Annotated in this window: 22 protein-coding genes; 19 read left to right on the top strand and 3 right to left on the bottom strand. The window is 39.4% G+C overall.

All coding sequences use genetic code 11. From position 1 onward, the window contains the following. Nucleotides 1-13: 13 nt before the first annotated feature. From GNT69_RS02290 to GNT69_RS02225, 14 genes are all read left to right on the top strand, one after another. Nucleotides 14-838: an L-ribulose-5-phosphate 3-epimerase gene (locus tag GNT69_RS02290; protein WP_203553322.1), complete on the top strand. Its 825-nt coding sequence runs from the start codon at nt 14-16 to the stop codon at nt 836-838. Then, nucleotides 808-1,758: a transketolase gene (locus tag GNT69_RS02285; protein ID WP_203553321.1), complete on the top strand. Its 951-nt coding sequence runs from the start codon at nt 808-810 to the stop codon at nt 1,756-1,758. Before GNT69_RS02290 ends, GNT69_RS02285 begins: the two co-directional genes overlap by 31 nt. A gap of 2 nt (nt 1,759-1,760) precedes the next feature. Next, nucleotides 1,761-2,780 carry a transketolase family protein gene (locus tag GNT69_RS02280; protein WP_203553320.1) on the top strand — a complete coding sequence of 340 codons (1,020 nt, stop codon included), beginning with the start codon at nt 1,761-1,763 and terminating at the stop codon, nt 2,778-2,780. A gap of 12 nt (nt 2,781-2,792) precedes the next feature. After that, nucleotides 2,793-3,452: an L-ribulose-5-phosphate 4-epimerase gene (locus tag GNT69_RS02275; RefSeq protein WP_203553319.1), complete on the top strand. Its 660-nt coding sequence runs from the start codon at nt 2,793-2,795 to the stop codon at nt 3,450-3,452. Between the two features lie 12 nt (nt 3,453-3,464). Further along, complete coding sequence (locus GNT69_RS02270; protein ID WP_203553318.1) at nt 3,465-4,436, top strand: sugar-binding transcriptional regulator; 972 nt, start codon at nt 3,465-3,467, stop codon at nt 4,434-4,436. A 136-nt stretch (nt 4,437-4,572) separates the two neighbouring features. Then, entirely contained in the window at nt 4,573-5,382 is an 810-nt protein-coding gene (gene yidA, locus GNT69_RS02265; protein ID WP_203553317.1) for a sugar-phosphatase, read from the top strand. A gap of 106 nt (nt 5,383-5,488) precedes the next feature. Continuing rightward, the gene (locus tag GNT69_RS02260; RefSeq protein WP_203553316.1) at nt 5,489-6,601 is read left to right on the top strand and encodes an iron-containing alcohol dehydrogenase; all 1,113 of its coding nucleotides are present in this window, start codon (nt 5,489-5,491) and stop codon (nt 6,599-6,601) included. 157 nt (nt 6,602-6,758) lie between these two features. Beyond that, nucleotides 6,759-7,715, top strand: a complete 957-nt coding sequence (locus GNT69_RS02255; protein WP_203553315.1) for a sugar kinase — start codon at nt 6,759-6,761, stop codon at nt 7,713-7,715. Nucleotides 7,716-8,067: 352 nt separating this feature from the next. Continuing rightward, complete coding sequence (locus GNT69_RS02250; protein WP_203553314.1) at nt 8,068-9,093, top strand: 2-keto-3-deoxygluconate permease; 1,026 nt, start codon at nt 8,068-8,070, stop codon at nt 9,091-9,093. Nucleotides 9,094-9,236: 143 nt separating this feature from the next. Continuing rightward, complete coding sequence (locus GNT69_RS02245) at nt 9,237-10,175, top strand: sugar-binding transcriptional regulator (RefSeq protein WP_203553313.1); 939 nt, start codon at nt 9,237-9,239, stop codon at nt 10,173-10,175. 614 nt (nt 10,176-10,789) lie between these two features. Further along, nucleotides 10,790-11,989 (top strand): Ger(x)C family spore germination protein, encoded by a 1,200-nt coding sequence (locus tag GNT69_RS02240; protein WP_203553312.1) that lies wholly within the window; start codon nt 10,790-10,792, stop codon nt 11,987-11,989. Continuing rightward, on the top strand, nt 11,986-12,213 hold the full coding sequence (locus GNT69_RS02235; RefSeq protein WP_203553311.1) for a hypothetical protein: 228 nt from the start codon (nt 11,986-11,988) through the stop codon (nt 12,211-12,213). Before GNT69_RS02240 ends, GNT69_RS02235 begins: the two co-directional genes overlap by 4 nt. Nucleotides 12,214-12,236: 23 nt before the next feature. Next, entirely contained in the window at nt 12,237-13,343 is a 1,107-nt protein-coding gene (locus GNT69_RS02230) for a GerAB/ArcD/ProY family transporter (RefSeq protein WP_203553310.1), read from the top strand. Between the two features lie 83 nt (nt 13,344-13,426). After that, a complete protein-coding gene (locus GNT69_RS02225) occupies nt 13,427-14,986 on the top strand; it encodes a spore germination protein (protein WP_203553309.1) in 1,560 nt (519 codons plus the stop codon). Nucleotides 14,987-15,104: 118 nt separating this feature from the next. Here the strand turns inward: GNT69_RS02225 and GNT69_RS02220 are convergent, their stop codons facing one another. The 3 genes from GNT69_RS02220 to GNT69_RS02210 form a co-directional block, all read right to left on the bottom strand. Then, on the bottom strand, nt 15,105-15,785 hold the full coding sequence (locus GNT69_RS02220) for a phosphoribosylaminoimidazolesuccinocarboxamide synthase (RefSeq protein ID WP_203553308.1): 681 nt from the start codon (nt 15,783-15,785) through the stop codon (nt 15,105-15,107). A 263-nt stretch (nt 15,786-16,048) separates the two neighbouring features. Then, nucleotides 16,049-18,004, bottom strand: a complete 1,956-nt coding sequence (locus GNT69_RS02215; RefSeq protein ID WP_203553307.1) for an oxidoreductase — start codon at nt 18,002-18,004, stop codon at nt 16,049-16,051. 81 nt (nt 18,005-18,085) lie between these two features. Further along, on the bottom strand, nt 18,086-18,904 hold the full coding sequence (locus tag GNT69_RS02210) for a MerR family transcriptional regulator (protein ID WP_203553306.1): 819 nt from the start codon (nt 18,902-18,904) through the stop codon (nt 18,086-18,088). A gap of 75 nt (nt 18,905-18,979) precedes the next feature. Here GNT69_RS02210 and GNT69_RS02205 point away from each other — a divergent pair, with 75 nt between their 5' ends. The 5 genes from GNT69_RS02205 (at nt 18,980) to dmpG (ending at nt 24,510) form a co-directional block, all read left to right on the top strand. After that, nucleotides 18,980-19,243 carry a hypothetical protein gene (locus tag GNT69_RS02205; RefSeq protein ID WP_203553305.1) on the top strand — a complete coding sequence of 88 codons (264 nt, stop codon included), beginning with the start codon at nt 18,980-18,982 and terminating at the stop codon, nt 19,241-19,243. Nucleotides 19,244-19,863: 620 nt separating this feature from the next. Beyond that, complete coding sequence (gene ade / locus GNT69_RS02200; protein WP_203553304.1) at nt 19,864-21,597, top strand: adenine deaminase; 1,734 nt, start codon at nt 19,864-19,866, stop codon at nt 21,595-21,597. Between the two features lie 336 nt (nt 21,598-21,933). After that, a complete protein-coding gene (locus tag GNT69_RS02195) occupies nt 21,934-22,617 on the top strand; it encodes a GntR family transcriptional regulator (protein ID WP_203553303.1) in 684 nt (227 codons plus the stop codon). A gap of 16 nt (nt 22,618-22,633) precedes the next feature. Next, nucleotides 22,634-23,506, top strand: coding sequence for an acetaldehyde dehydrogenase (acetylating) (locus GNT69_RS02190; RefSeq protein ID WP_239094043.1), 873 nt, complete (start codon nt 22,634-22,636; stop codon nt 23,504-23,506). After that, on the top strand, nt 23,506-24,510 hold the full coding sequence (gene dmpG / locus GNT69_RS02185; RefSeq protein WP_203553301.1) for a 4-hydroxy-2-oxovalerate aldolase: 1,005 nt from the start codon (nt 23,506-23,508) through the stop codon (nt 24,508-24,510). Before GNT69_RS02190 ends, dmpG begins: the two co-directional genes overlap by 1 nt. Nucleotides 24,511-24,522 lie beyond the last annotated feature (12 nt).

The raw sequence follows: 24,522 nt of genomic DNA, 5'->3' as shown, positions 1-24,522 counted from the left end.
AGGGAAGTCGCTGATGAAAGCAATGAAACTAGGAATCTATGAGAAGGCATTGCCGCTTAGTGAGGATATCGAAGGTGTTTTATATTCAGCGGCTGAAGCGGGTTATTCCTTATTTGAGATTGCTTTAGATAAGGACCGTTTACCAAGATTTCAGTGGTCGACAGAAGAAAAAGCCACTTGGCTTCGTGCAAGCTTAAACAGTGGAGTTCATTTTTCCAATATGGTTTTAAGTGCTCATCGTGATTACCCTTTTGGCAGTAAAGAGACAAAGGTACGAGAACAGGCACTTCAAATTATGGAACAGGCGGTTGATTTTTCAGCAAGCATGGGCATTCGTACGATTCAAATAGCCGGTTATTATACACTTGAATATGAAGAAACAACGGAAGATTCAAAGAAAAGGTTTATAGAAGGAATGCATCAATCTGCTGAACTGGCCAGTCAAGCAGGAGTGATGCTCGGGATCGAGAATGTCGACAGAGACATCATTTCTCTTGGCCAAATGAAGGAAATAGTCGAGAAAGTAAATTCTCCTTGGATGAAGATGTATCCGGATGTCGGGAATTTAACAGCGCATCATTTTGATGTCAAGCAGTCGCTAGTAGAGAACGTTCAACATTTCGTTGGTATCCACTTGAAAGATACGAAAGAAGGGGTTTTCAGAAGAGTTCCTTATGGCGAGGGAATCGTTGATTTTAAAGGAGTGTTTGAAGTCCTTTTTGATGCGGGATACGCTGGACCGTTTGCTTTAGAAATGTGGAACGATAACAGCGAGAATAGTATGGAAATTATTAAGGAGGCAAGAACATGGATACTGGATCAAATGCCGCAACTGTAAAGACAAATGAGCAGTTTGATTATAAAAAAATAGAAAAAATGGCCCATGGTATTCGCCAACGTGTACTGGAATTAACGATCGATAAAAACGGCTGTTATTTAAGCCAAGCACTTTCCAGTGCTGAAACAGTAGCTGCTCTTTATGGTGGAGTTATGAAGCTAGGTGAAAGCCAAGCGCCATTTGTCGCACCCCCATTTGCAGGTATTCCGGGAGACGATAATAAAGACTATGTGACAGGTGCTGCCTATAATGGTCCAACTGGCCCTGGCTATGACCGTTTACTCATCTCACCAGCACACTATGCAGTTGTTATTTATGCTGGACTTGTTGAAGCTGGGAGATTGTCTCCAGAGTCTTTCAAGTCATTTAACGTCGATGGAAGTACGGTAGAACAAATTGGTGCTGAGCACTCTCCAGGATTCGAGCTAACAACTGGCTCCTTTGGTCAAGCAATCAGCCAAGCAGGCGGAATTGCTCACGCGAGAAAAATGAAGAATGAAGATGGTCGTGTGTTCTTGTTCATGTCTGACGGTGAGTTAGAGGAAGGGCAAACATGGGAAGGAATCCAAGCAGCTGCTCATTATAAATTAGATAATCTTGTCGTTTATGTCGATGTCAATGGTCAGCAGTACGATGGTTGGACAAAAGATGTCATGAATATTGAACCAATTGATGCACGTATCGAGGCCTTTGGTGGAACTTGTGTCAAGGTGGACGGACATAATATTGAAGAAGTAGTGCAGGCAAGCCAAACCCCAACAGTAGGAAAACCGCTTTTCGTTCTATGTTATACAAATGCGGCACAAGGATTGCCTGAGTTGGATCATCGAAAGCCCCATCTTCATTTTGTCAGATTTAAAGATAATGAAGTTGAACAATTCAAAGCAATTCTTGAAGACATGAAGAAAGGGGTTCGGTAATCATGGTTGAATTTGTAAACAATCCACATTCGCACAACATGGTGAGATATGGGAAAGAAAGAGACAATGTCCTTGTTTTATCGGGCGACTTAACAGGGTCAACAGAGATTGCAGAGTTTAAAAAGCAAGTACCCGAAAAGTTCGTTTCCATGGGTATGGCTGAACAAAACATGTTAAGTTGGGCTGGCGGATTAGCTCGAGAAGGGTATGTGCCATTCTTGCATACATTCGCTGTTTTCCTTTATAGAAGACCATTCGACCAGTTGTCCATGTCTGTTGCTTACCCTAACCTAAAGGTACGGTTAGTCGGATTCCTTCCAGGAATTATGACACCAGGTGGCGTAACACACCAAGCGATTGAAGATATATCCGTCCTACGCGGCGTACCTAATATGACGATCCTTGAAACTGGAGATGCAACTGATGTTGAAACAATCCTAGATGCAACCGATGAAATCAACGGGCCTGTATACATTCGCATGCTCCGTGGACGTTTGCCTCGTTTGTTCCCGAAAAACGAACCATTTAAATTGAATACAGCGAGAGTGTTAAATGAAGGTGATGATATCACTGTATTGTCTAGCGGAATCTGTACAGAAGAAGCAATGAAAGCAGTCGAATTATTAAAAGGAAAAGGCGTTCATGTGAAACACCTTCATATCTCTACGTTAAAACCATTTACTGATGAACGAGTTGTCAAAGCGCTTAAGGAATCGAAAAACGGTGTCATTACGTTGGAAAACCATTCAACAATTGGTGGCTTAGGATCCGCGGTGGCAGAAGTGATCGCTGAGCATGGAATTCAAACAAAATTAACAAGAGTCGGGATTCCAGATGTGTATGGTCATGGTGCTTCTGCTGAGTATTTAATGCGTAAATTCGGAATCGACGCTTTCGGATTATTGAACACAATCGAAAGCGTAACGGGCAAGAAGTTCGATATTACTGAAGAACAAATTAAGGAACATGACTTAAAGGTAGACAAAGAAGACATTAAGGAATCTCAATTAGAAGCACTCTAAGGAGGTGGCGCTATGTTGCTTGAAGAGTTGAGAAAGACTGTATGTGCTCAAAATAAAGCACTTGTCGATAACGGGTTAGTGTTATGGACAAGTGGGAATGTGAGCGCAAGAGATCCAGAAACTAATTATGTCGTTATTAAACCGAGTGGGGTGCTATTTGATCAACTAACTCCAGAGAAAATGGTGGTTGTCGACTTACATGGAAAGGTAGTGGATGGTGACTTAAAACCTTCTGTCGATACGGCTTCTCACTTATATGTATACCGTCATCGCGATGATGTCCATGGCATTGTTCATACACATTCTCCTTATGCTACAAGCTTTGCGATTACTGGTGAACCGTTGCATATATACACGACAACATCAGCTGCTGTATTTGGCGGAACGATTCCTGTTTCAGATTTTGCTGTTATTGGGGAAGAAGAAATCGGGAAAGAAATTGTCGAGAAAATTGGTGACTGTGAAGCGATTTTAATCCGTAGTCATGGCGTCTTTGCAATCGGGAAAACGTCTGAAAAAGCATTGAAGAATGCTGTTATATTAGAGGAAACAGCCCAATCTGTACATTATGCAATGTTGCGTCAACGAATAGAACCTTTATCAGACGAAGTCGTAGAACGTGGTTATCGTATCTATAATGATACTTACGGCCAGAAAAAAGCGACAGTATAAGGAGTTCATTCTATGGACCAGAAAAACGCGCAAGTTGTTCGGGCAGTAGAGTTATATTATCAGCGAAGTCTAACACAACAGAAGATTTCGGAAATGATGGGGGTATCTAGGCCTACGGTCTCAAGGCTTTTAGAAGAAGCGAAGAAACAGGGATTCGTGGAGATTAAGGTGAATACCCCCGTTTCTCTTAATTCCCAGCTATCGGAGTTGCTGCGTACAGAGCTTAATTTAAAAGATGTATTGGTGACAGATAGCGAAGTTGTGGATTATGAAATCACCCTGCCAAAAGTGGCTGAGGCAACTTCGCTTTATTTCTCTTCGATTATAAAAACAGACTCTGTCATTGGAATCTCTTGGGGAAGAACGATTAAGGCCTTCGTTGATAAACTAAGTGAATTCTCTGTCCCGGAGGCCAATGTGATTCAGATTGTCGGGGGACTAGGAGGCGGAAATCCAGCAATTGATGGTCAGGAATTAGCTTATAAAATGGCAAGAAAGTTATCTTGTGCCTATCAATATATCCATGCACCAGCCATCTTGAGCAACAGCGATACTGTTCGGGAATTAATGGAACAAAAAGCGATTAAAGACCTAATGGACAAAGCGAAGTCAGCAAATATTTATTTAAGTGCGGTTGGTTCCTTTGATGAAGAACAATGCAGTATTGAGAGATCAGGTTATTTGGGTGCGGGAGAAAAGGGAAAGCTGCTTCAATCAGGAGCTGTTGGGCATTTGCTTGCTCACCCAATGGATGAAAGCGGAGTAGAAATTTCCCCATTTAATGAAAGAATTCTCTCTATTCCACTAGCTCATTTGCAAAAAGCAGAGTGGTCAATTGGAATCGCAGCAACTGCGATAAAAGCAAAAGCCCTCTTAGCGGCAATCAAAGGCAGATATTATAACGTTATCATTGTTGATAAGGGTTGTGCGCAGGAACTGCTTCGTTTGTTAAAGAACGAATCGGTTTATCAGATTGGCTCATAATGAAAACGTTTTACTAACCTTGTAATGAGAAGTCGAATAGTGAAGTGAGTAGCTGTCATTCAGCCATTTTGGTAGATTTTTCTTCTCGTTAAAAGAGAGGGATATGCTCTGCTAAATCACTTTAGGGGGAGAGTTAATGTACAAGCTTATTGCAATCGATTTAGATGGAACTTTGTTAAATGATGAACATGAAATAACCCCAGAGGTTCAAAGTGCCGTATTGGAGGCAAGAGCAAAGGGAATTAAAATTGTCCTTTGCAGTGGACGACCAATCGGTGGCATTCTTCGCTTTGTAGAAGAATTAGGATTGAATCAAGAAGATGATTATGTCGTTAGTTTTAATGGTGCTTATATTCTTAATACGTATACAAATGAGCCAGTCCAAAAGCTATCACTAGGATATGAGGATCTGAAACGGTTATATCAATTAAGTATTGACCTTGATGCATCAATGCAATATTTTGACTTAGAAAAAATTTACACATTAAATAAGGATATTCACCGCCATACTGTTTTTGATTCCTACCTAACCCAAGTTTCCCTTCATTACCGGACTTTAGAGGAAATTCCAAAAGATGTGCGTTTACAAAAAGTGATGTTTGTCGATGAGCCGGATCGAATCATAGAAATTATCCATAATATTCCAACGTATCTAAAAGAATTATACATGATGCAAAGAAGTGCGCCATTTTTCTATGAGTTTGTTCATCCGAATGCTACGAAGGGAAAGGCTATTCAGTTTTTAGCAAAAAGGCTGGGAATTCAGCGTTCAGAAGTGATGTGTATCGGAGATCAAGGGAATGATGTGACGATGATTCAGTTTGCAGGTTGTGGTGTCGCAATGGAAAATGCCATTCCCGAATTGAAAAAAATCGCAAACTTCCAAACTCTCTCAAACAATTCAAATGGGGTTGCACATGCGATTCGTGAATTTGTACTTAAGTAGGAAGAGGACTATAATCACTGAGTTTCTATTAAAACTAATGTAAAATTAATTTTATATTTTTCTTTCTACTTCCTAGAAGGGAGGGGTAAATATCTATCATTTTGAAATGCCGACCACATTATTTGTAGGGGAAAATGCGTTTATCGAATCAATTCCAAAGCTCATTTCCTCACTACAGGGCCAGCGAATTCTCTTTTTTACTGGAAGCCGCGGTTTAGCGGCAATCCCAGATTTTAAGGGGAGAGCAGCTTTTACTGAGGAAGTGTTTATCGTAAAAGGAGAGCCAACTTCTGCAATGCTTGACCGAGCTTTAAAGGTTAGCGAGCAGTTTCAACCAGATGTAATCGTGAGTATCGGCGGAGGTAGTGTGATTGATTTGGCTAAAGCTGTTTCTTACTTAACAGATGATGATAAAGAACTTTTCTATTATTTTGATCATCCTAACGTTAAGAAAAAGGCGGTTCCTCATATTTCTGTACCCACTACATGTGGAACGGGAGCGGAGGTGACAGCCAATGCGGTTATTCGCATAGAAGATAAAAAGCAAAGCTTGAGGTCTCACTCATTACGGCCGTATGCAGCAATCATCGACCCTATACTAACCAAACATCTCCCCTTAGAGGTTTTGGTTTATTCAAGTTTAGATAGTTTAACCCAATTAATGGAAGCGTTTGTTTCAAATCGAGCAAATCCAATTACAGATGGAATCTGTCGAGAGGGTCTTCATTTGTTCCGAAAAGGATTCCAGCAAGACCGGCTGTTATTCTTGTCGACGGAAGAACGACTCTCCTTGCAACTCGCCGCTTTATATAGTGGAATTGCCTTGAGCAATAGCCGGTTAGGGATTGTTCACGGAGTGGCTAGTATCCTTGGCGGACGTACTTCGATGGCACATGGAGAAATTTGCGCCCGTTTTGTTCGGCCGTTTACAGAGGCCAATATTCATAAAGCACATCTCGAAGATCAAGAAACACTTCACAAATATCAAGAGATTGCGAGAATATTAGGAGATGTCCAGGCCTTAACTGCGGATGATTTGCCGGCAATTCTTAAACAATATGAATGTGTACTAGAGAGTTTAACTCTGTCCTCACTATCTTTCCTTACTGAAGAAGGAGAAGCCATTGCTATAGATAGTTTGCAGGCAAGTTCAACACAGGGGAACCCATTTTACTATCTAAAAGAAGAACTCATTGACATCTTTGAAACGATTCAATAGACGGAGAGATCGTTCTTTAGGTCAATCATATTAAAAAAATGTAACTTCTAAGTATTTTTTTCTTTATTGTATTGCAAATGTTATGGGTATTTAATATAATTTAATTGAACATAATTTCTGTATACTGAAATTATGTAAAGGAAAGAGGGGAACAACTATGAGCTTCGATGTCACAACACTCGGAGAAGGAAGTCTTCGCTTATCTGTTCCAGCTGGAAAGAGACTAAATATAGCAAGCTCTTTTGAAATCGGGATTTCAGGAGCTGAAGCGAATGTAGTAGGTTGTTTATCACGTTTAGGCCGGAAAACTGGTTGGATTAGTAGTTTACCAGAAACACCGGTTGGAAAAAGGGTTCGTAATGAATTCAGAAGCCACGGGATTAATGTTGATAAAATTATTTGGTCTGACGAACATCGGTTAGCTACCTTATATGTTGAGTACGCTACACCACCTCGGTCAACAAAAGTGATTTTTGATCGTCAAAACACTTGTTTTACGAATATTCGTAAGGAAGATGTAGATTGGGATTATCTATTAGATTCCAAGATCATTCATTTAACAGGAATTACGGCAGCCTTATCCGAAAGCACAAAGGAAGTTGTATTTGAAACGATTAGGCGGGCACATGAAGCTAGAGTTCCGATCAGCTTTGATGTAAATTATCGCAGCAAATTATGGACTAAGGAAGAAGCCTATGAAACGTTGATGCCGATGATTCAAAATGTAGAAGTGTTGTTTTGTTCAAAGCGAGATGTTGAAAATGTCTTTGGTTGTGAAGGTACGGATCATGAACTGATTCGACAACTGCAAAAAATTTCAAACGCGAACAAAGTCGTTATGTCCAGAGGAGCACAAGGTGTACTTGGCTTAGTTGACGATGTCGTTTACGAGGAGCCTGCTCGTGAAGTTGTAATTATTGACCGGATTGGTGCTGGTGACGGTTTGGCAGGCGGTGTTTTACACGGTTGGTTAGAAGGTGATTTTGTGAAAGGGCTTAAATATGGAGTTCTTACCGCAGCTCTTGCGCTAAGTCAATATGGTGAAATTGTCAATACAAATGAGAAAGAAGTTAATGCCTTGTTAGAGGCGGAAGGTTTAGATATTGTCCGCTAATGAATGTGCTAGCTTGAAGGGAAAAGTGAGTCTAGTAAATAGTTGATCAAATCGTTCTATCCACCGTACGTACAGCTGCTCAGTCTCGTCCGTGCGTACGGTGGGGGATAGCTTTAAGGTAAGCGCTTTATTGTCTATCTCCGCAAAGTGGAATCGCTTAGAGTGTTAAAAGGTGAGACTTGTTTCAACCAATCCTCCCATTACTTCTAGAGATATTGAAAGCGCTTCAAAGTTAAGTTCATTTACTCAGAAGGCAATCGAGATCATACAGCAATGTGATAACAGAAATTCCTTAATGTTTTTATAGTAAATTATTGAAATCTTCCAAAAAAATCAAAAGGAGTGTGTAAACATGAGAATTAAAAAGACGATTGAAAGAATCCCAGCCGGGATGGTTGTTGTCCCTCTCTTTTTAGGGATGATTATAAATTCGGTCGCTCCTGACTTGTTGCGTATTGGTGGATTTACGGAAGCCTTGTTAGTAAACGGAACATTGCCATTCATTGCTTTGTTTTTAGTGTGTGTTGGTGCTTCAGTTCGAGTGAACATGATTGGTTCCGCTGTAAAAAAAGGGATTACCTTACTTTTAGTAAAGTGGTTTGTTGCTTGTGCAATTGCATTAATTGCCTTTTCGGTAGCCGGGATGGAAGGATTGTTCCTAGGTATGGCTCCGATTGCCATTTTAGCTGCAATGAGTAATAGTGCCGGGGCTGTTTATTTGGCGGTTGCAGGAGAATATGGTCGTGAAGATGATACAGCGGCCTATCCGTTTCTTGCGATTAATGATGGTCCTTTCCTCTCGATGGTCGCACTTTCCATATTTGGAATGATGGGTTATGTTGATGGTCTTTTTAGCCCAGTTGATTTAATTTCGGTCCTTTTACCGATCATAATTGGAGCTATTCTTGGTAACCTTGATGAGGACCTGCGAACTCTACTTTCAAAAGGAACTGATTTGTTAATTCCATTCTTTGCTTTTTGTATCGGGATGGGCATCTCTCTACAAGCGTTGATTACTGGTGGAATTGGTGGAGTATTAATTGGAGTGATGACAGTTATTTTGACGGGCGGAGCTGCTTATCTTGTATACAGCTGGTTCGGCTGGAATCCGATTGTCGGAGCATCTGAAGGAACGACTGCAGGAAATGCTATTCCAACTCCTGCCGTGCTCGCAGCAGCAAGCCCTGCGTTTGCACCAATGATGGAAGTTGCTACAGTGCAAATTGCCACTGCCGTTGTTGTAGGGTTAATTGGTCTTCCGATGTTTGTCACCTTCTTAGTTAAACGGTTAGAGAGGAAAGGTGTAAATATTCAAGATTTGAATCTTCCTAAGTCGGAACGACCCAAAATTGAACCTGAACTGAAAAAACATGCATAAAAAACGAACACGCTAATAAATGATGCTTAGAACATATGTTGAAAAGTAGAAAGTACCCCTTGGAAATGGTGGGAAAACCAAGGGGTACTTTTTTTGTTGATGTGATAAAATAAATTTAAAATATAAGTGGGGGAGGTGATGAAATGAGTTCGAAAGACCATCAAATACTGCGTGTTGCTGAATTGTATTACAAACAAGAAATCAGTCAACAGGAAATATCAAAAATGTTAGGGTTTTCAAGACCGACAGTATCTCGTATGATTCAAGAAGCAAAAAAACGAGGGTTAGTTAAAATTACAATTAATACACCTGTGGAACTAGATTATAAACTGTCAGAGCAATTAAAAAATCAATTTCATCTAAAGGACGTATTAGTGGTAAAGGCAGAAGAGGAAAACTCAGATGAAACATTAAATCGAGTCGGTTATGTTGCTGCACGATTTTTACTGAGCCTGCTTGAAGATGATGGGTTGGTTGGAATATCATGGGGCAAAACGATGAAACAAGTGGTCGATTCCATTCCTGAGACTGATCTTTCTAATATAAAAATAATCCAACTTGTCGGTTCTTTAGGAAGTGGTAATCCTGCAATAGACGGTCCAGAACTGGCGTATAAACTAGCTGACCGTTTAAAGGGTAGCTATAAATATATAAATTCTCCTGCGGTTGTCTCTAATGAACAAGTGAAGAATGCCTTGCTTCATCAGCAACAAATAGAAGAAGTATTGGAAGCGGCGAAAGATTGCAGCATTGTAATAATGGGAGTAGGCTCGTTATCGGAGGAATTTTCAAGCTTGCACCGGTCAGGCTACCTTGATGAAGCCAAACGAAAAGATTATATAAAAGAAGGCGCGGTTGGTCATATTTTAGCCCAAATGATTAATGAAAAGGGTGAAGTAGTCGATCTTCCGAATAATTATGTCATTGGTGTACCACTGGAGTCATTGAAAAACAAGCAATGGTCAATTGGTGTCGTTGCAAACTCCTTTAAAACAGATTCGATCCTCGCTGCTGTTCGCGGAAGGTATATCAACTCATTAGTGATTGACGAATTTACCGCTAAACAAATGTTAGAACAATAAAGATAAAGATAAAGATGGAAAAAGCTATACATACATAAGATTAATTTGATAGTGAAGCCCTGGGTTCTTTTGAATAAAGGCTCTGCCCTGAAATAACTGTGGATAAATGTTATTTCATTCATTTATTTATTTGCCTAATATTTTTGCATGGATGTCTGCTATTGTTCATTGTTGATTTTCGTGTAGGTATTAAGAAATCATAGGCGGAGAATTTCCGCTTAATGTATCTCTTTGGGGCTTAATAAGCAGATATAAGCGGAGATATTCCGATTAACTCCCCTATATAAAACAAAATCCATAGATTTAGAGAATATAACCGGAAAAACTCCCTTTATTTTTAGGGAAATTTGGGTGTTTGCCAATTTAAACGGATTTTTTCCGCTTATTTTCAAACGCAGTGAAATCAATATTCACTTATAGCAGAGCCTAATTAAAAGAAGGATGGGGCTCTTTATAAAGTAGAAGAAGGACAGGATGAAAAAATCCTGTCCTTTTTCAATTTTACTTATTCTATGGAAGAAATGCATAAAATTTCCTAATTGAATGAAAATAAAGGAGAATGGGCCTTTCATGGAAAAAGAGGTGACGAGTGTTATCTGAAAGTAGGAAGATGAATGACCAATCTGTTTTTAATGAAAGCATTAAAAATAACACTGATTTTTCAAATCTGTTTATTTCCTCTTTTACTTACAGGTTGTTGGGATCGTATTGAAATTAATGATTTAGGACTAGTTCTAGCAACGGGACTTGACTTGACAGATGACGGCGAGTTAGAGCTTTCTGTCCAGCTGGCGATTCCTATGGCGATGGGGGCTGGGCAAGGTACAAGCGGTGGTCAAGGAGGAGAAGGACAGGCAACGACGGTTGAAAAAGTAACAGGAAGAACGATTTTCGATGCCATTTCCAAGCTTCAAGCAAGTGTTTCCCGGAGAATTTTTTGGGGACATAACCAGGTCATCATTATCGGTGAGGAATTAGCAAAAGATGGGATTCAAAAACATATGGAGTTTTTTGTCCGTCATCCAGCACCACGACTTAGAACCTATATCTTTGTAAGTAAAGGAAAAGCCACTGATATTCTGAAAGTTGTTCCGGATTTTGATAATACTTCAGCTGAAGTCGCAAGAGAAATAGCAAAATTTCAAGTTGGTATGAGTGTGACGTTAAAAGAGTTATTACAGATGTTAAGCGAAAAAGCTAGCGGTGCGGTCCTCCCTTTGATTGAACCAGAAAAGGAAGAGCAAGGCAAAGGGGGGTTAAAAGTGAATGGAACGGCCGTTTTTAAAAAGGATAAAATGATTGCTCAAATAGATGCGAAAGTCACTAGAGGAATTTTATGGCTTAGAGATGATATTCAATTGGGTGCGATAATCCTTGATCCAAAAGAGGCTGAAGGGCATATTTCCTTCGATCTCATTCGGTCCCGAACGGAGTTACTACCGAAAATTGAAAATGATCACTGGAAAATGATCGTTAGAATTACAACGGAAGAAGATACAGTTGAAAATGAAACAAACTTAAACTTAATGAACCCAGAGATTGTGGCAAGACTTGAAAAACAATTAGAACAGAAAATTGAGGAACGGATTCGTTTGACGCTCGAACAAGTTCAAAAAGAGTTAAAAGTTGATATTTTTGGTTTTGCTGAGGCGTTTCGTCGTAAATATCCAAGACAGTGGGCAAAAGTTGAAAATCAATGGGATGAAAAATTTTCAGAGCTAGATGTAGTCATTGATACGAAAGCGTATATAAGGAGACCAGGAATGTCGACTACACCGCAAGGTATGCCAGAAGAAGAGGTCCAACAAGAATGAAATTTGCATCAGTAATCGGAATCACAATGATTGCTATTCTCATGACACTTTATGAATGGCCGAAAATAAGTAAAAACCAGAAAAAGGAAAAGCGCGCCTTTGTGGCATTAACGATCGCAGGATGGATGCTAGCTGTCCTTCTCGTTTACTTTCCGGATATGCCTGGTCCGACTCAATTGATTCAAACCGTTTTTAAGCCGCTAAGCAAGTTTTTGGAACAGTGATATGAAAAGGGAGACATTATTTTATGATTGAAAAAGGTAAAATTTCATCTTTGCAATTGGGAATCATGTTCTATCCGATGATTATTGCCACGGCCGTTCTTTCGATTCCAAGCATTACGGCGCTCTATGCGAAGAATGATTTGTGGCTTTCTCCAATATGGGGGTCCTTTGTCGGTTTTTTTATCGTTTATATTTCTTGTCAATTGCATAAGCTTTTCCCTAAACAAACGGTGATTCAATATAGTGAACAAATTCTAGGGAAAGTTTTCGGGAAAGCACTTGGGCTGCTTTTAATCGCAAACCTATTTTATTTAAACGGAGTTACTGCGAGGCAATATACGGAGCTTTCGATTGGAGCTTTTCTTCCACATACCCCAATGAGTGTCATTACGATAGGGCTAGTGGTAGTTTGCGGGTTTGCGGTTCGCGGAGGAATCGAGGTTGTTGGAAGAGCGGCTCAGATTTTTTTCCCTCTCTATCTCGTTTCCCTTGTGTTCATCATCGTGCTTTTGATTCCAGAATACGAAGTGAAGAATGTTTTCCCAGTTATGGAAAATGGCCTGATGCCTTCCATAAAAGGAGCTGCTGTTTCACAATTGATGTTTACGCTATTCTTTTATATTGCATTTCTGCTTCCGTATATAAAGGACGAAGAAAAAGCAATGAAATGGAGCATGATCTCCGTCAGCTTTGTGATGATGACTTTAGTGATTGTAAACTTAACAATTTTGTTTGTTTTTGGTGGAACGGTAGGAAATTATGTTTATCCAGTTTTGAGCGCTGCCAAATATATTAGCATTGCAGATTTTCTGGAGCATATCGAATCGATCGTTGTAGCCGTGTGGGTGGCAGGGACATTTATTAAATTAAGTGTTCAATACTATATTACCGTGCTAGCCACGGCACAGCTGTTTGGTCTTTCAGACAGTCGCCCAATCGTATTTCCGGTAGGCTTGATAATTGTGCTGTTAAGTTTTTGGGGGCTGCCAAACTTTCAAATCTTGTCCACTATGTTAAGGGCAACCACCCCATTTTATGCGCTTTTTATTAATGTATTTATCCCAATCATGCTTCTGCTTATTGCGCTTTTTAAAAATAGAAAAAAGGCTACGAAAAGGCTTGCTAATTAACGCTTATTCCGAGTAGACGGTCGTAGCACTTGCAAAATTATGAATTTTTTGAGAGATAAGAACGGGGAAAAAGAGGGAAGAAGATGATAAGGTTCAAATCGCGAAAAATGTTGAAAGCAAAACCGCCCGAAAACGAATTGAGTAAGCAAAACAAGGATCCGTTATCCGACACCCTAATAGCGAATGAAAACACTCTCCGAACCATTTATAAAGATTGTTCTGATGTAATCTTTCGTTCTTTTTTTATCGGCGGCAAAGATAAAGCCCTCTTAATTTACATTGATGGTCTGTCAAACATTGAAGAAATAGCTGACAACGTTCTATCATCACTTATGCAACAAACGAAAGAGGATGATTTTTATAACATTACTAGTTTAATCGAAAAAAGAATAGCCGTTTCCGATGTGAAAGAAATCAACACATTTTCACAGTCAGTACATGAGATTTCCATGGGGAATCCGGTGATATTAGTAGATAAGCGGAATGCAGGCTTTTCATTAGGTCTCTCAAAATGGGAAAAACGCTCAATTGAGGAACCATCAGCAGAGTTAGTGATAAAAGGTCCGCGAGAAGCATTTGTGGAAACATTAAGAGTCAATACCTCGTTATTGCGAAGGAAAATAAGAAGTCCCAAACTAAAAATTCAATCGCTTGAAATTGGCCATTACACGAAAACAAATGTTGCTCTTTCTTATTTGGAAGGAAATGCGAGTGAAACGTTAATCGAAGAAACAAAAAATCGGCTCAGCAAAATTGATATTGATGGAATCTTGGAAAGTGGGATGGTCGAAGAATTTATTGAAGATAACCCCTATTCTCCCTTTCCTCAAGTATTATCTACAGAACGACCTGATGTCGTCGTCTCGGCCTTGCTTGAAGGCCGTGTCGCGATTCTTGTGGATGGGACTCCTTTTTCAATCATTGTTCCTACAACTTTATATTCTTTACTGCAAGCGAGCGAGGATTATTATGGAAGGTTCATGATTGGAACCGTTATTCGCTGGCTTCGTTACATATTTCTGATCATTTCTTTGCTTTTACCCGCGATGTACGTAGCGGTGATTACCTATCACCATGAGATGGTCCCGACAACACTTTTGATTACGATGGCAGCATCCCGCGAGCAAGTACCATTTCCAGCGCTTGTTGAGGCAATCCTTATGGAAATCACCTTTGAAGCACTTCGTGAAGCCGGCCTAAGACTGCCGAAACAAATCGGGGCAGCAGTCAGCATTGTCGGGGCTCTTGTCATTGGAGAAGCAGCCGTTTCCGCGGGAATTGTTTCGGCGCCAATGGTCATTGTTGTTGCGATTACAGGAATTGCGTCGTTTACAATTCCACGTTATTCAGCAGCAATTGCCATTCGTATGCTTCGCTTCCCGATTATCTTTTTAGCTGGGACATTAGGCTTGTTAGGGATTATGCTTGGGGTCATTACCATTATTGTCCACTTATGTACTCTGCGTTCTTTTGGTGTACCATATTTAAGTCCGATGGCACCGATGCAAGGCAGTGAGATGAAAGATGTTCTTATACGTGCTCCATGGTGGAAGATGAATAAAAGGCCCCATTTTACTGGAGGATATAACAATATTCGCCAAGCCCCAGGACAAAAGCCTAGTCCGGCTAGAAAGGATGAGTAGAAGCTATATAAATCAATACGGTGTAAAAGCTAAGTGGTAGGTGCGTAAATCGTTCAAAGAAAGCTAGGGAGAGTGTTCCCTAGCTTTTCCATTGCTGCGCCATCATGAATCCGGAGCTTTATAAAAACATCTTTTCTAATTCTAATGGTTCAATATATGTTCCATTTTTGTAGGCACGCATATTGCCTCCGGAAATTTCATCGATGAGTGCGATTTGTTTGTCCTCTCCTACACGTCCAAACTCAAATTTAATATCATATAATTCGATGTCTTTCTTAGCAAGTTCTTCTTTAACGATATTTCCGATTTGCTGTGTAAGTGCCTTTAACACTTTGTATTCTTCTTTTGATAAAATCCCAAGCATATGTAAAGCATCTTCGCTAATCGGTGGGTCCTCACGTTCGTCATCCTTTAATGTGACCTCAACAAATGCATCGAGCGCTTGTCCTTCTTGTGCATAAAGGCCATAGCGGCGTAAAAAACTACCTACAGCTCGATAGCGACAGATCACTTCAAGTCCGTTCCCAAACACTTCCGCAGGTTTTACCGTCATCGTCGCTTCTTCTATATCCGCATCAATATAATGGGTTGGAACTCCTTTTTCTTTTAACATTTCGAAAAAGAACTTCGTTAAACGTAATCCTGCACGGCCTGCGCCTTCCAACGTAAGTCCGACAGTGTTCGCTCCTGGATCAAATACACCATCTACTCCAGTGACATCATCTTTAAATTTAAGCAGGTAGTTCCCATCTTCTAATTCATAGACATCTTTTGTTTTCCCAGTGTATTTCAGCTTCATCTCAAAAACTCCTTCAATTAGATTCGTATTTCTATCGGTATATATACCATATTATTGCGTTTCCTGTCACTTTCATTCTATATAAATGATGTAGATTTTGTCGAATTAACGAGAGCGTTGGCTCGAAATGTAAAAAAAGTAATCGTCTTAAGAGTTCGACGATTACTAAATGACATTCATGATTTTGGCGGAATCTGCCTTTCTCTGAGTGTTCACGAGCTACGAAATTATGGTTCACCACTTAAGCATAGTAAGTTAAATCGTTAGACAGAAACTAGTTCACTTTCTGTTTTTGCTATGTTCATTCCGGTATCAAATCCCTCTCTTGTCGCAATTAGGGCATTGCTTGTTTTAATTGCTCCTCCAATTGTGATGACATTGTGGTGCACGGATTGAAGTTCTTCGGCAAGTTTATTATTTGGTTTATATCCGAGTGCAAGCACGACCGTTTCCGCTGGAATTGTAACCGTCCCAGAGCTGTTTTCTACAACGACTGCATCATCAAGGATTTCAACCAGTTTTGAATTTGTATATTGTTGTACTTCATATTCGTTTAAAATCTTTTTAAGATGGACTCGATTCACGCCATCAAGTTCACTTAAAAGGCTCGGTAGCATTTCCACAATCGCAACTTCTCGTTCTTGCAACGCTAAATGGGCTGCGGTTTCTCCACCAACCTCACCACCGCCGGCAACGACAATTCTGTCGCCGGTTGCTACATTTCCTAACAAAACATCTTCAGCAGTTAATACATGTGGTTTTTCAACCCCCTTAATTGCTGGAATAAGTGGATTTCCGCCTGTAGCCACAATTACCGTATCAGGTTGATCGTTTACAACCACTTCTTTCGTTAATTCCGTATTTAAATGAATGGTCACGCCGAGTTTTTCTAGTTCGTTTGCTAGCCATGAAGTATAGGTAGCTAATTCTCCTTTATGTGGTGGATAGGCCGCGGATTTAAATTGACCGCCTAAAAAATCTCTCTTTTCGAAAATGGTTACTTTATGTCCTTTTATTGCTGCTGTTCTAGCTGCTTCTAATCCCCCAGGTCCAGCACCAGCAATGTAAACAGACTGAGGTTCAGTGACAGGCTCATAGTCTAATTCGCCTTCTCTTCCTAAACTTGGGTTAACTAAACAAGTAATCGAATTACCGGTTAATAGACCGCCAACACAGCCTTGCATACAAGCTATACAGTATCTGATTGACGTTAAATCTCCAGCTTTTGCTTTGCTTGGTAAATCTGGATCTGCTAGAGAACCTCTCCCCATTGCGACAAAATCAGCTTTTTCCATTTGTAAAATATTGTCCGCCATGCGTGGGTCATTGATTCGATTGACTGTGATTACAGGAATGTTAACGATCTTTTTAATTTCTGCTGCAAAATCGACTGTCCATGCATGGGGAACATACATCGGCGAAACAATTCCTTTATTATGATTGCCATATGCTCCACTGGAAACGTGAAGGGCATCAAATCCCCACTCCTCAAATAATTTGGCTAACACTCTCGATTCAGCCATATCACGGCCGCCATGAATGGCTTCATCTGCTGAGAAACGGATGATCACAGGGAAATCTTTTCCTACTTTGCTCCGAATATTCTCGTATATTTCTTTCGTGAATCTTAAGCGGTTTTCCAGACAGCCGCCATATTTATCTGTTCTCTTATTGGCATATGGAGACATAAACTCAGCAATTAAATATCCATGGCCTGCATGTAGTTCAATTCCATCAAAGCCTGCTTTCTTTGCCCGCAATGCACAATCACCAAAGTCTTCAACGAGTTGTTCAATCTCTGGGATTGTTAATTCACGTGGAAGTTCTCGCATCCACGGACAAGGAATCGCAGATGGTGCGACAGGCTGCATCCCTCCATTTACGAAACGATTCGATTGTCTTCCTGCATGGTAGATTTGGCAGAAGATTTTACTATCATGTTTATGGATCGCATCCGTAAGTTTTTGGTGACTAGGAATCTGTTCATCATTCCAAAGTCCGCCGATATATTTATAGCCCATCGCATTTTGATTAATCGCATAATCCTCCGTAATGATCAGTCCCCAGCCGCCTTTTGCCTTTGCTTCATGGTAGGCAATGTATCTGTCGGTGGCTGTTCCATCCTCGTTGCAATAGTTTGCGACCATCGCTGGAACGACAAGTCTGTTCGGTATTTCACAATCACTGATTTTATAAGGTGAAAATAATCTTTCAAACATGATCTAACCCTCTTTCATTTCGTGATAAATAAAGCTTAAACCCTGTATTAGCTACAGGGTCAATGTGCGAAAGAGAGAAAGTTATGAAGACTTTGTTACAGGTAACCATACTTCGATATATCGATTATATCCATTTTGTTCATGGACACGGGCGAGGAGGTTTCCGGTAACCGTTCCGGATAATTTATAGTCATGTTCTTTAATGAATGTCAGCGCATGGTCCAATAGTTTTAATGAAAAACTGCCCTTATCACCTGCACAGATAATTGTATAAATACTTTCTGACCTCGCTACGTGTTTAACCTTTTCATTCAAGGGTATTTTAAGAGCATCTGCATATTCTTTTTTAATTGAAAAACCCCAACCATGGTCATTCGTGTTGTTTCTATTCAAAAGCGCATTGTCTTGAATTTCGATTAGATTTTCAACAAATGGAAAAAACTCAAGCCATCGATCAATTAAATCGCCAAATTCATTCTTTGTTTTATATGTATAATTGTAGCGGTGGATAAAATAATAAATTTCGGGATGGGGGGTAAGTGTGCACTTCCAGAGATTTCTTTTAATTTGCTTCAATGATTGAATGTATTCTTCGTTTTTCTGTTTCAGTAATTTGTAATAATTCAATTGTTCTTCAAAGTAGTTTTGCCTTTCATCTATTTTGTCAATGAAGTCATTCAGATTGTTATGATGTAAAATCTCTTTTACTTCTGGAAGGGAAAAATCGTAACTTCTAAATTTTTTGCACTCGATTAAATAATTAATTTCCCAAGCATCATAGTATCGATATCTATTTTTAATGCTTTTTTTTGGCTGTACAATATGTTTCTTTTCGTAATAACGAAGTGTTTCAACAGGGATATTTAATATATTTGAGACTTCACCAATCTTGTACTCCAATCCAAACCCCCCTTACCAAATTATTGTGGTTATCTTCATTTTAGCGTGAACACTTGTCAGCAGTATGGAGACTTCTTGAAGATTTTAGGAACGCGTCCGAAGTCCTTTTACACTTTAGATTTTACCGATTTTCGGCAGGATCACATTTCGTCTTCATTTATCGCTGACTCACTTTCAGACTTCAGGCCACCTAGTAAGGATAAGTGGGGGATGAAGAACCCCCCTCTGATGGAAGTTTCGCTATATGTTATGGGGAATGCAGCACCATTAAACGTAGTTACGCTACAAAAAATCTTGTTAGAAAAGGAAAATACTTTTCAACAAGATAAGAAAGAATAAGTTGGAAAAAAATGATTTGATCCTAGTCCAACACAAGCATAGCTTATAAAAGTAAAAATAATGCTTTATCTCGAGTATTGACGTATATATAGAAAATAATCTGGTTAAATCTAGTTAAAACAAAGCACTAATTTTTAATACGAAGACTTGAGTAAAAGCAGAAAAGGGTATTACTGGAAAAGGTGGGCGAGAACTTTAGGTTTTTGAGCGATAATGCTAGTAACGCGTTTTTTAATCCAAGTACTCGTATTAAAAACACCAAATTTCGTTGATATAATGCTAGTACTCGTAATAAAACGCTGTAAATTAAGGGGTTAATCCGAGTACTAGCAATAACATGTGATCAGAAGGCTGATATAATCCCTGTACTAGTAATAAAAAACGGTCGAAAATCGGTTTAATCCAAGTACTAGCAAAAAAACAGCCTTATAATCACGGTTAATCCAAGTACTAGCAATAAAATTTAGCCTATTTATGAGCAATCCAGCTTTTTAATCCGAGTACTTGGAATAAAAATCCCATCATTTAATAACCTTTTTCTTATTTTCCAATGAAAGACTTTTTAGGTTAGAATGTGCAGTAGAGTATGAACAAAACATCCTTTTTAAGGGAGAATCGTGATGACTACATTTCTAACGGATTTAATTGAAAAAGCAAAGGAACCAGATAAAGTTGACCTTATTTTGAAAAATGGGCAGATCGTCGATGTGTTTTCTTTAGAAACATTTGTAGGGGATGTGGCGATTTATAATGGTTATATTGTTGGCATCGGCCAGTTCGAAGCAAATGATAAAGCAATCGATGTTTCAAATCAGTACATTATCCCCGGGTTCATCGATGGTCACATTCATATTGAATCGACAATGGTTCGACCATCTGAATTTTCGCGGGCAATTATTAAACACGGAATTACAACGGTCGTAACCGATCCTCACGAAATTGCCAATGTAGCTGGTATCGAAGGAATCAAATTCATGATCGAAGATGCGAAAGATGCGATTGTCGATATATTAGTAAAACTACCATCTAGTGTTCCAGCTACGAAATTTGAGAATAATGGCGCAACAATCACTTCAAAAGATTTACAAACATTTTTTAACTACGACGAGGTCATTGGATTAGCCGAAGTGATGGATTATCCGTCCGTTGTAAATGGTGACCAAGATATGATGAAAAAGCTTGAAATCGTTAAAAACAAGAAATTAGTCATTGATGGCCATGCAGCAGGTTTAAGTGACGATTTGCTTGATATTTATAGCATTGCTTCGATTCGAAATGATCATGAGGCAGTAAATGCAGACGAAGCTTTAAGTCGTGTAAGAAAAGGGTTCCATGTATTGGTGCGCGAAGGTTCTGCAGCGAAAGATTTACTGGCCATCTTACCAGCAATCACTGAAAAAAATAGCACGAGATTTTCTTTTTGTACAGATGACAAACATCTCGACGAAATGGTTCATGAAGGCACGATTAATCATGCGATCAAACTTGCGGTTAAAAATGGCTTAGACCCACTCATCAGCATTCAAATGGCGACGATTAACAATGCAAAATGTCATGGCATTGAAAATAAAGGGGCAGTTGCGCCTGGATATATCGCTGATTTACTTATTGTCGATCATCTCCACGAGTTATCGATACAAAAAGTAATTAAAAATGGAAAAATCGTAAACCTCGACAGCACGCAAGCAAATGAACAAGTTGAGATTCCGAAAGCGATTATGCATTCGGTAACCATGGAAGAAGTCACAAAAAACAGGCTACAAATTCCTCTGAAAGAAAACGAAAAAGCTAATATTATTGAAATTTTGCCAGGAAAAATCATTACCAGGAAAAAAGTAGACGTTGTCGATGTTGAAGAGGGATTTTTTAAAAGTAATGTTGAAAAGGATTATTTGAAAATCGCCGTATGTGAAAGGCATAAACGCACCGGGAATATTGGACTTGGTATCGTCCATGGCTTGAAATTAAAAAGTGGTGCCATCGCATCCACGGTTGCACATGATTCACATAATCTAGTCGTTGCCGGGACGAATGATGAAGATATGCTGATTGCAATTGAAGAATTACAACAAACAGAGGGTGGGTTAGTAATTGTTAAAAATGGCGAAATTCTCGCCCAAGTTCAACTGCCAATCGCTGGATTAATGTCAGATCAACCGTATGAAGTGGTCGCAAAAAATCTTTCAATCCTGCATGAGGTGCTTGAAACAATCGTTGATTCAAGCTCGCAAATTATATTTATGACATTATCGTTTTTATGCCTGCCAGTCATCCCAGAAATAAAACTAACAGATCGCGGGCTTTTTGATGCCGCTGCTTTTAAGCCTATTCGTGTTGGGGTCGGGGAAGCGTAAGAGACCGCTCTCCGCCCCTATTTTCATTATTCTACTTATCAAAAGAAATAACTTTAGGATTAACAATATTCTGGTTGGCCAAGAACACTCGTGATTTGAAGTCACGGACCATGGGAAATAATGGGTATATTTGGTGAAAATTGGTGAAAAATGTTGAATCATAGAGTAATAATAATTCATCAGAAATTTTTGTCGAAATTGTGAATTTATTCACAAACTAGACAGAAAATTCATAAGAACTATTAAATTTAGAAAAATAGGACAAAACAGTTGACTTTAAAGCGCTTTCATATTATATTGAAAACAGTTAACTGTTAACACTTTGGAGTTGGGGATATGTTAAATGCAAAAAATGTCGATAAACAGAAGATGGGGGATCAGGTTCTTAATATTTTAAGAACAAGCATCATGTTAGGTGAAATCCCAGCAGGCACCCACCTGAAGGAAACTGTTTTATCAAAGGAGATGGGGATTAGTCGAGGACCGATTCGAGAGGCGCTTCTAGAACTTGAAAATGAAGGGCTTGTCAATACTCCGCCTAATGGAAGGAGAGTGGTCGTTGGGTTTTCTAAAAAAGACATTGAAAATCTGTATAATGTCAGGATTCAAATTGAAAAGTACGCCATATCACAGCTTAGTGTTGAAGATTTTCTAAGGGGGGAAGGGGAGCTTAATCACTGTGTTGATGTAATGGAAACAGCCTTAAACCATGGGGAAAGAGAAGTCGATGCTGATTTACAATTTCACTTTCTTCTAGTACAGCTAACAAACAATAAAAGTTTAATCCAAATTTGGAAATCTTTAAAAGCCCTGATAAAAACCCTGATTGTTGTCACAACAGATTTTACAATGGCTAAACAAATAGTGGTAGTTGAGGAACATAGAAAAATAATTCAACATCTTAAAGATGGGGAGATTGAAAAAGCTCAGGAACAATTGGCAACCCATCTCTTGGCTGCCAGAGAATTTTATATGAGTGCTATTATTCAAAAAAGAGAGGATGAAGTAAAAGGTGACTAAAAAAGTAAATGTCGCAATGATTGGATCAGGAAACATAGGAGCAGATTTAATGATGAAGTTATTAAGAAGTGAAATTCTTAATCCAACTGTAATGATTGGAGTGGATCCGGAATCTAAAGGACTTGCACTAGCCCGAGAGAATGGTATAAAAACATTTGACTATGGAATTAAGGGACTGGAGGAAAATCCAGAGCTAGCTGATATCGTATTTGATGCAACTTCAGCAAAAGCTCACCTCGTACACGCTGAAATTTTGAAAAAGCTTGGCAAGAAAGTCATTGACCTTACTCCAGCTGCTGTTGGCCCATATTGTGTACCTGCTGTAAGTTTAGATGAAGAAATGATTAATTCCCAAGATAACGTCAATATGGTTACATGCGGAGGGCAAGCAACTGTACCAATTATAAAAGCAATTTCTGATATTGTGCCTGTAGAATATGGAGAAATTGTGGCATCTATTTCTAGTAAAAGTGCTGGTCCTGGAACAAGACAAAACATTGACGAGTTCACAGAGACAACGGCAAACGCTCTCGAGAAAATCGGCGGCGCCAAAAAAGCAAAAGCACTTATTGTTTTGAATCCTGCTGATCCACCAATATTAATGAGAAATACAGTGTTTGCTAAATTAGCAGAAAACTATGAAGGTAAAGAAAATGAGATTTTAGACTCTATTTTTAAAATGGTAGAAGTCGTTAAAGGCTATGTACCAGGTTATCATTTAATGTCAGAACCTGTAATTAAAGATGGCATTGTCAAAGTGTTTGTAGAAGTCGAGGGTCTTGGTGACTTTCTTCCGAAATATTCTGGGAATCTTGATATTATTACATCTGCAGCAGTGCGAACAGCAGAAGTAATTGCTACATCAATGGTTGTAAAGGAGAATGCGTAATGACTAAAAAAATTACAATTAATGACGTAACACTTCGTGATGGGATGCATGCGATTTCTCACCAATATTCAAAAGAACAAATCGCTGAACTTACTAGACTTATAGACGAAGCCGGCGCCGATATTATTGAAGCTACACATGGAGATGGGCTTGGCGGAAGCTCCCTTCAGTGGGGTTTTTCAAAAGAAACGGAGTCAGATATCATTTCAACAGCAGTAGCAAATGCGAAGAATGCGAAAGTTGCTGTTCTCCTTTTGCCAGGTGTTGGAAGAATTGATGATTTGAAGAATGCTAGAGATCTAGGTGCATCGGTTGTAAGGGTGGCCACACATTGTACAGAAGCAGACGTCTCAGAACAGCATATTAAAGCGGGACTCGCTCTGGGAATGGACACAGTTGGATTTTTGATGATGTCTCACAGAACATCTCCAGAGAATCTTTTGGAAGAGGCAAAGAAAATGCAATCTTATGGGGCAGCGACAGTTTACGTAGTAGACTCAGCGGGTGCTTTGACAATGGATGATGTTCGCCGCAGAGTGTCCTTATTTAAAGAAAACTTAGAGGTTGAAATTGGTTTTCATGCCCATAATAATTTGTCTCTTGGTGTTGCCAACTCGATTGTCGCGATTGAAGAAGGCGCAACAAGAATCGATGGAAGTCTTGCTGGAATGGGTGCCGGCGCTGGTAATGCCGCGCTTGAGCAGCTAGTTGCAGTAATGAATAAATTAAAAATTCCACATAATATGGATCTTTATAAAACAATGGATGCGGCTGAAAATGTGATGAAACCGATGATGGTAAGGCCTGTTCAAATTGATCAGCTTAGCTTAACTTTGGGCTACACAGGGGTATATTCTTCCTTCTTATTATTTGCTGAACGTGCAGGGAAAGAATATGGTGTAGATCCTAGAGATATTTTAACAAAAATAGCAGAAATGGGAGCAGTAGGCGGTCAGGAAGACTGGATTATTCCAGTTGCTCAAGAATTAGCAAAAAGTAAATAAATTATATGAATA

It is taken from the genome of Bacillus sp. B15-48 (genome assembly GCF_016879755.1).
Lineage (GTDB): Bacteria > Bacillota > Bacilli > Bacillales > Cytobacillaceae > Mesobacillus_B.
The sequence above is the reverse complement of the archived record's forward strand: the minus strand, read 5'-3'. Positions and strand labels throughout refer to the sequence as shown.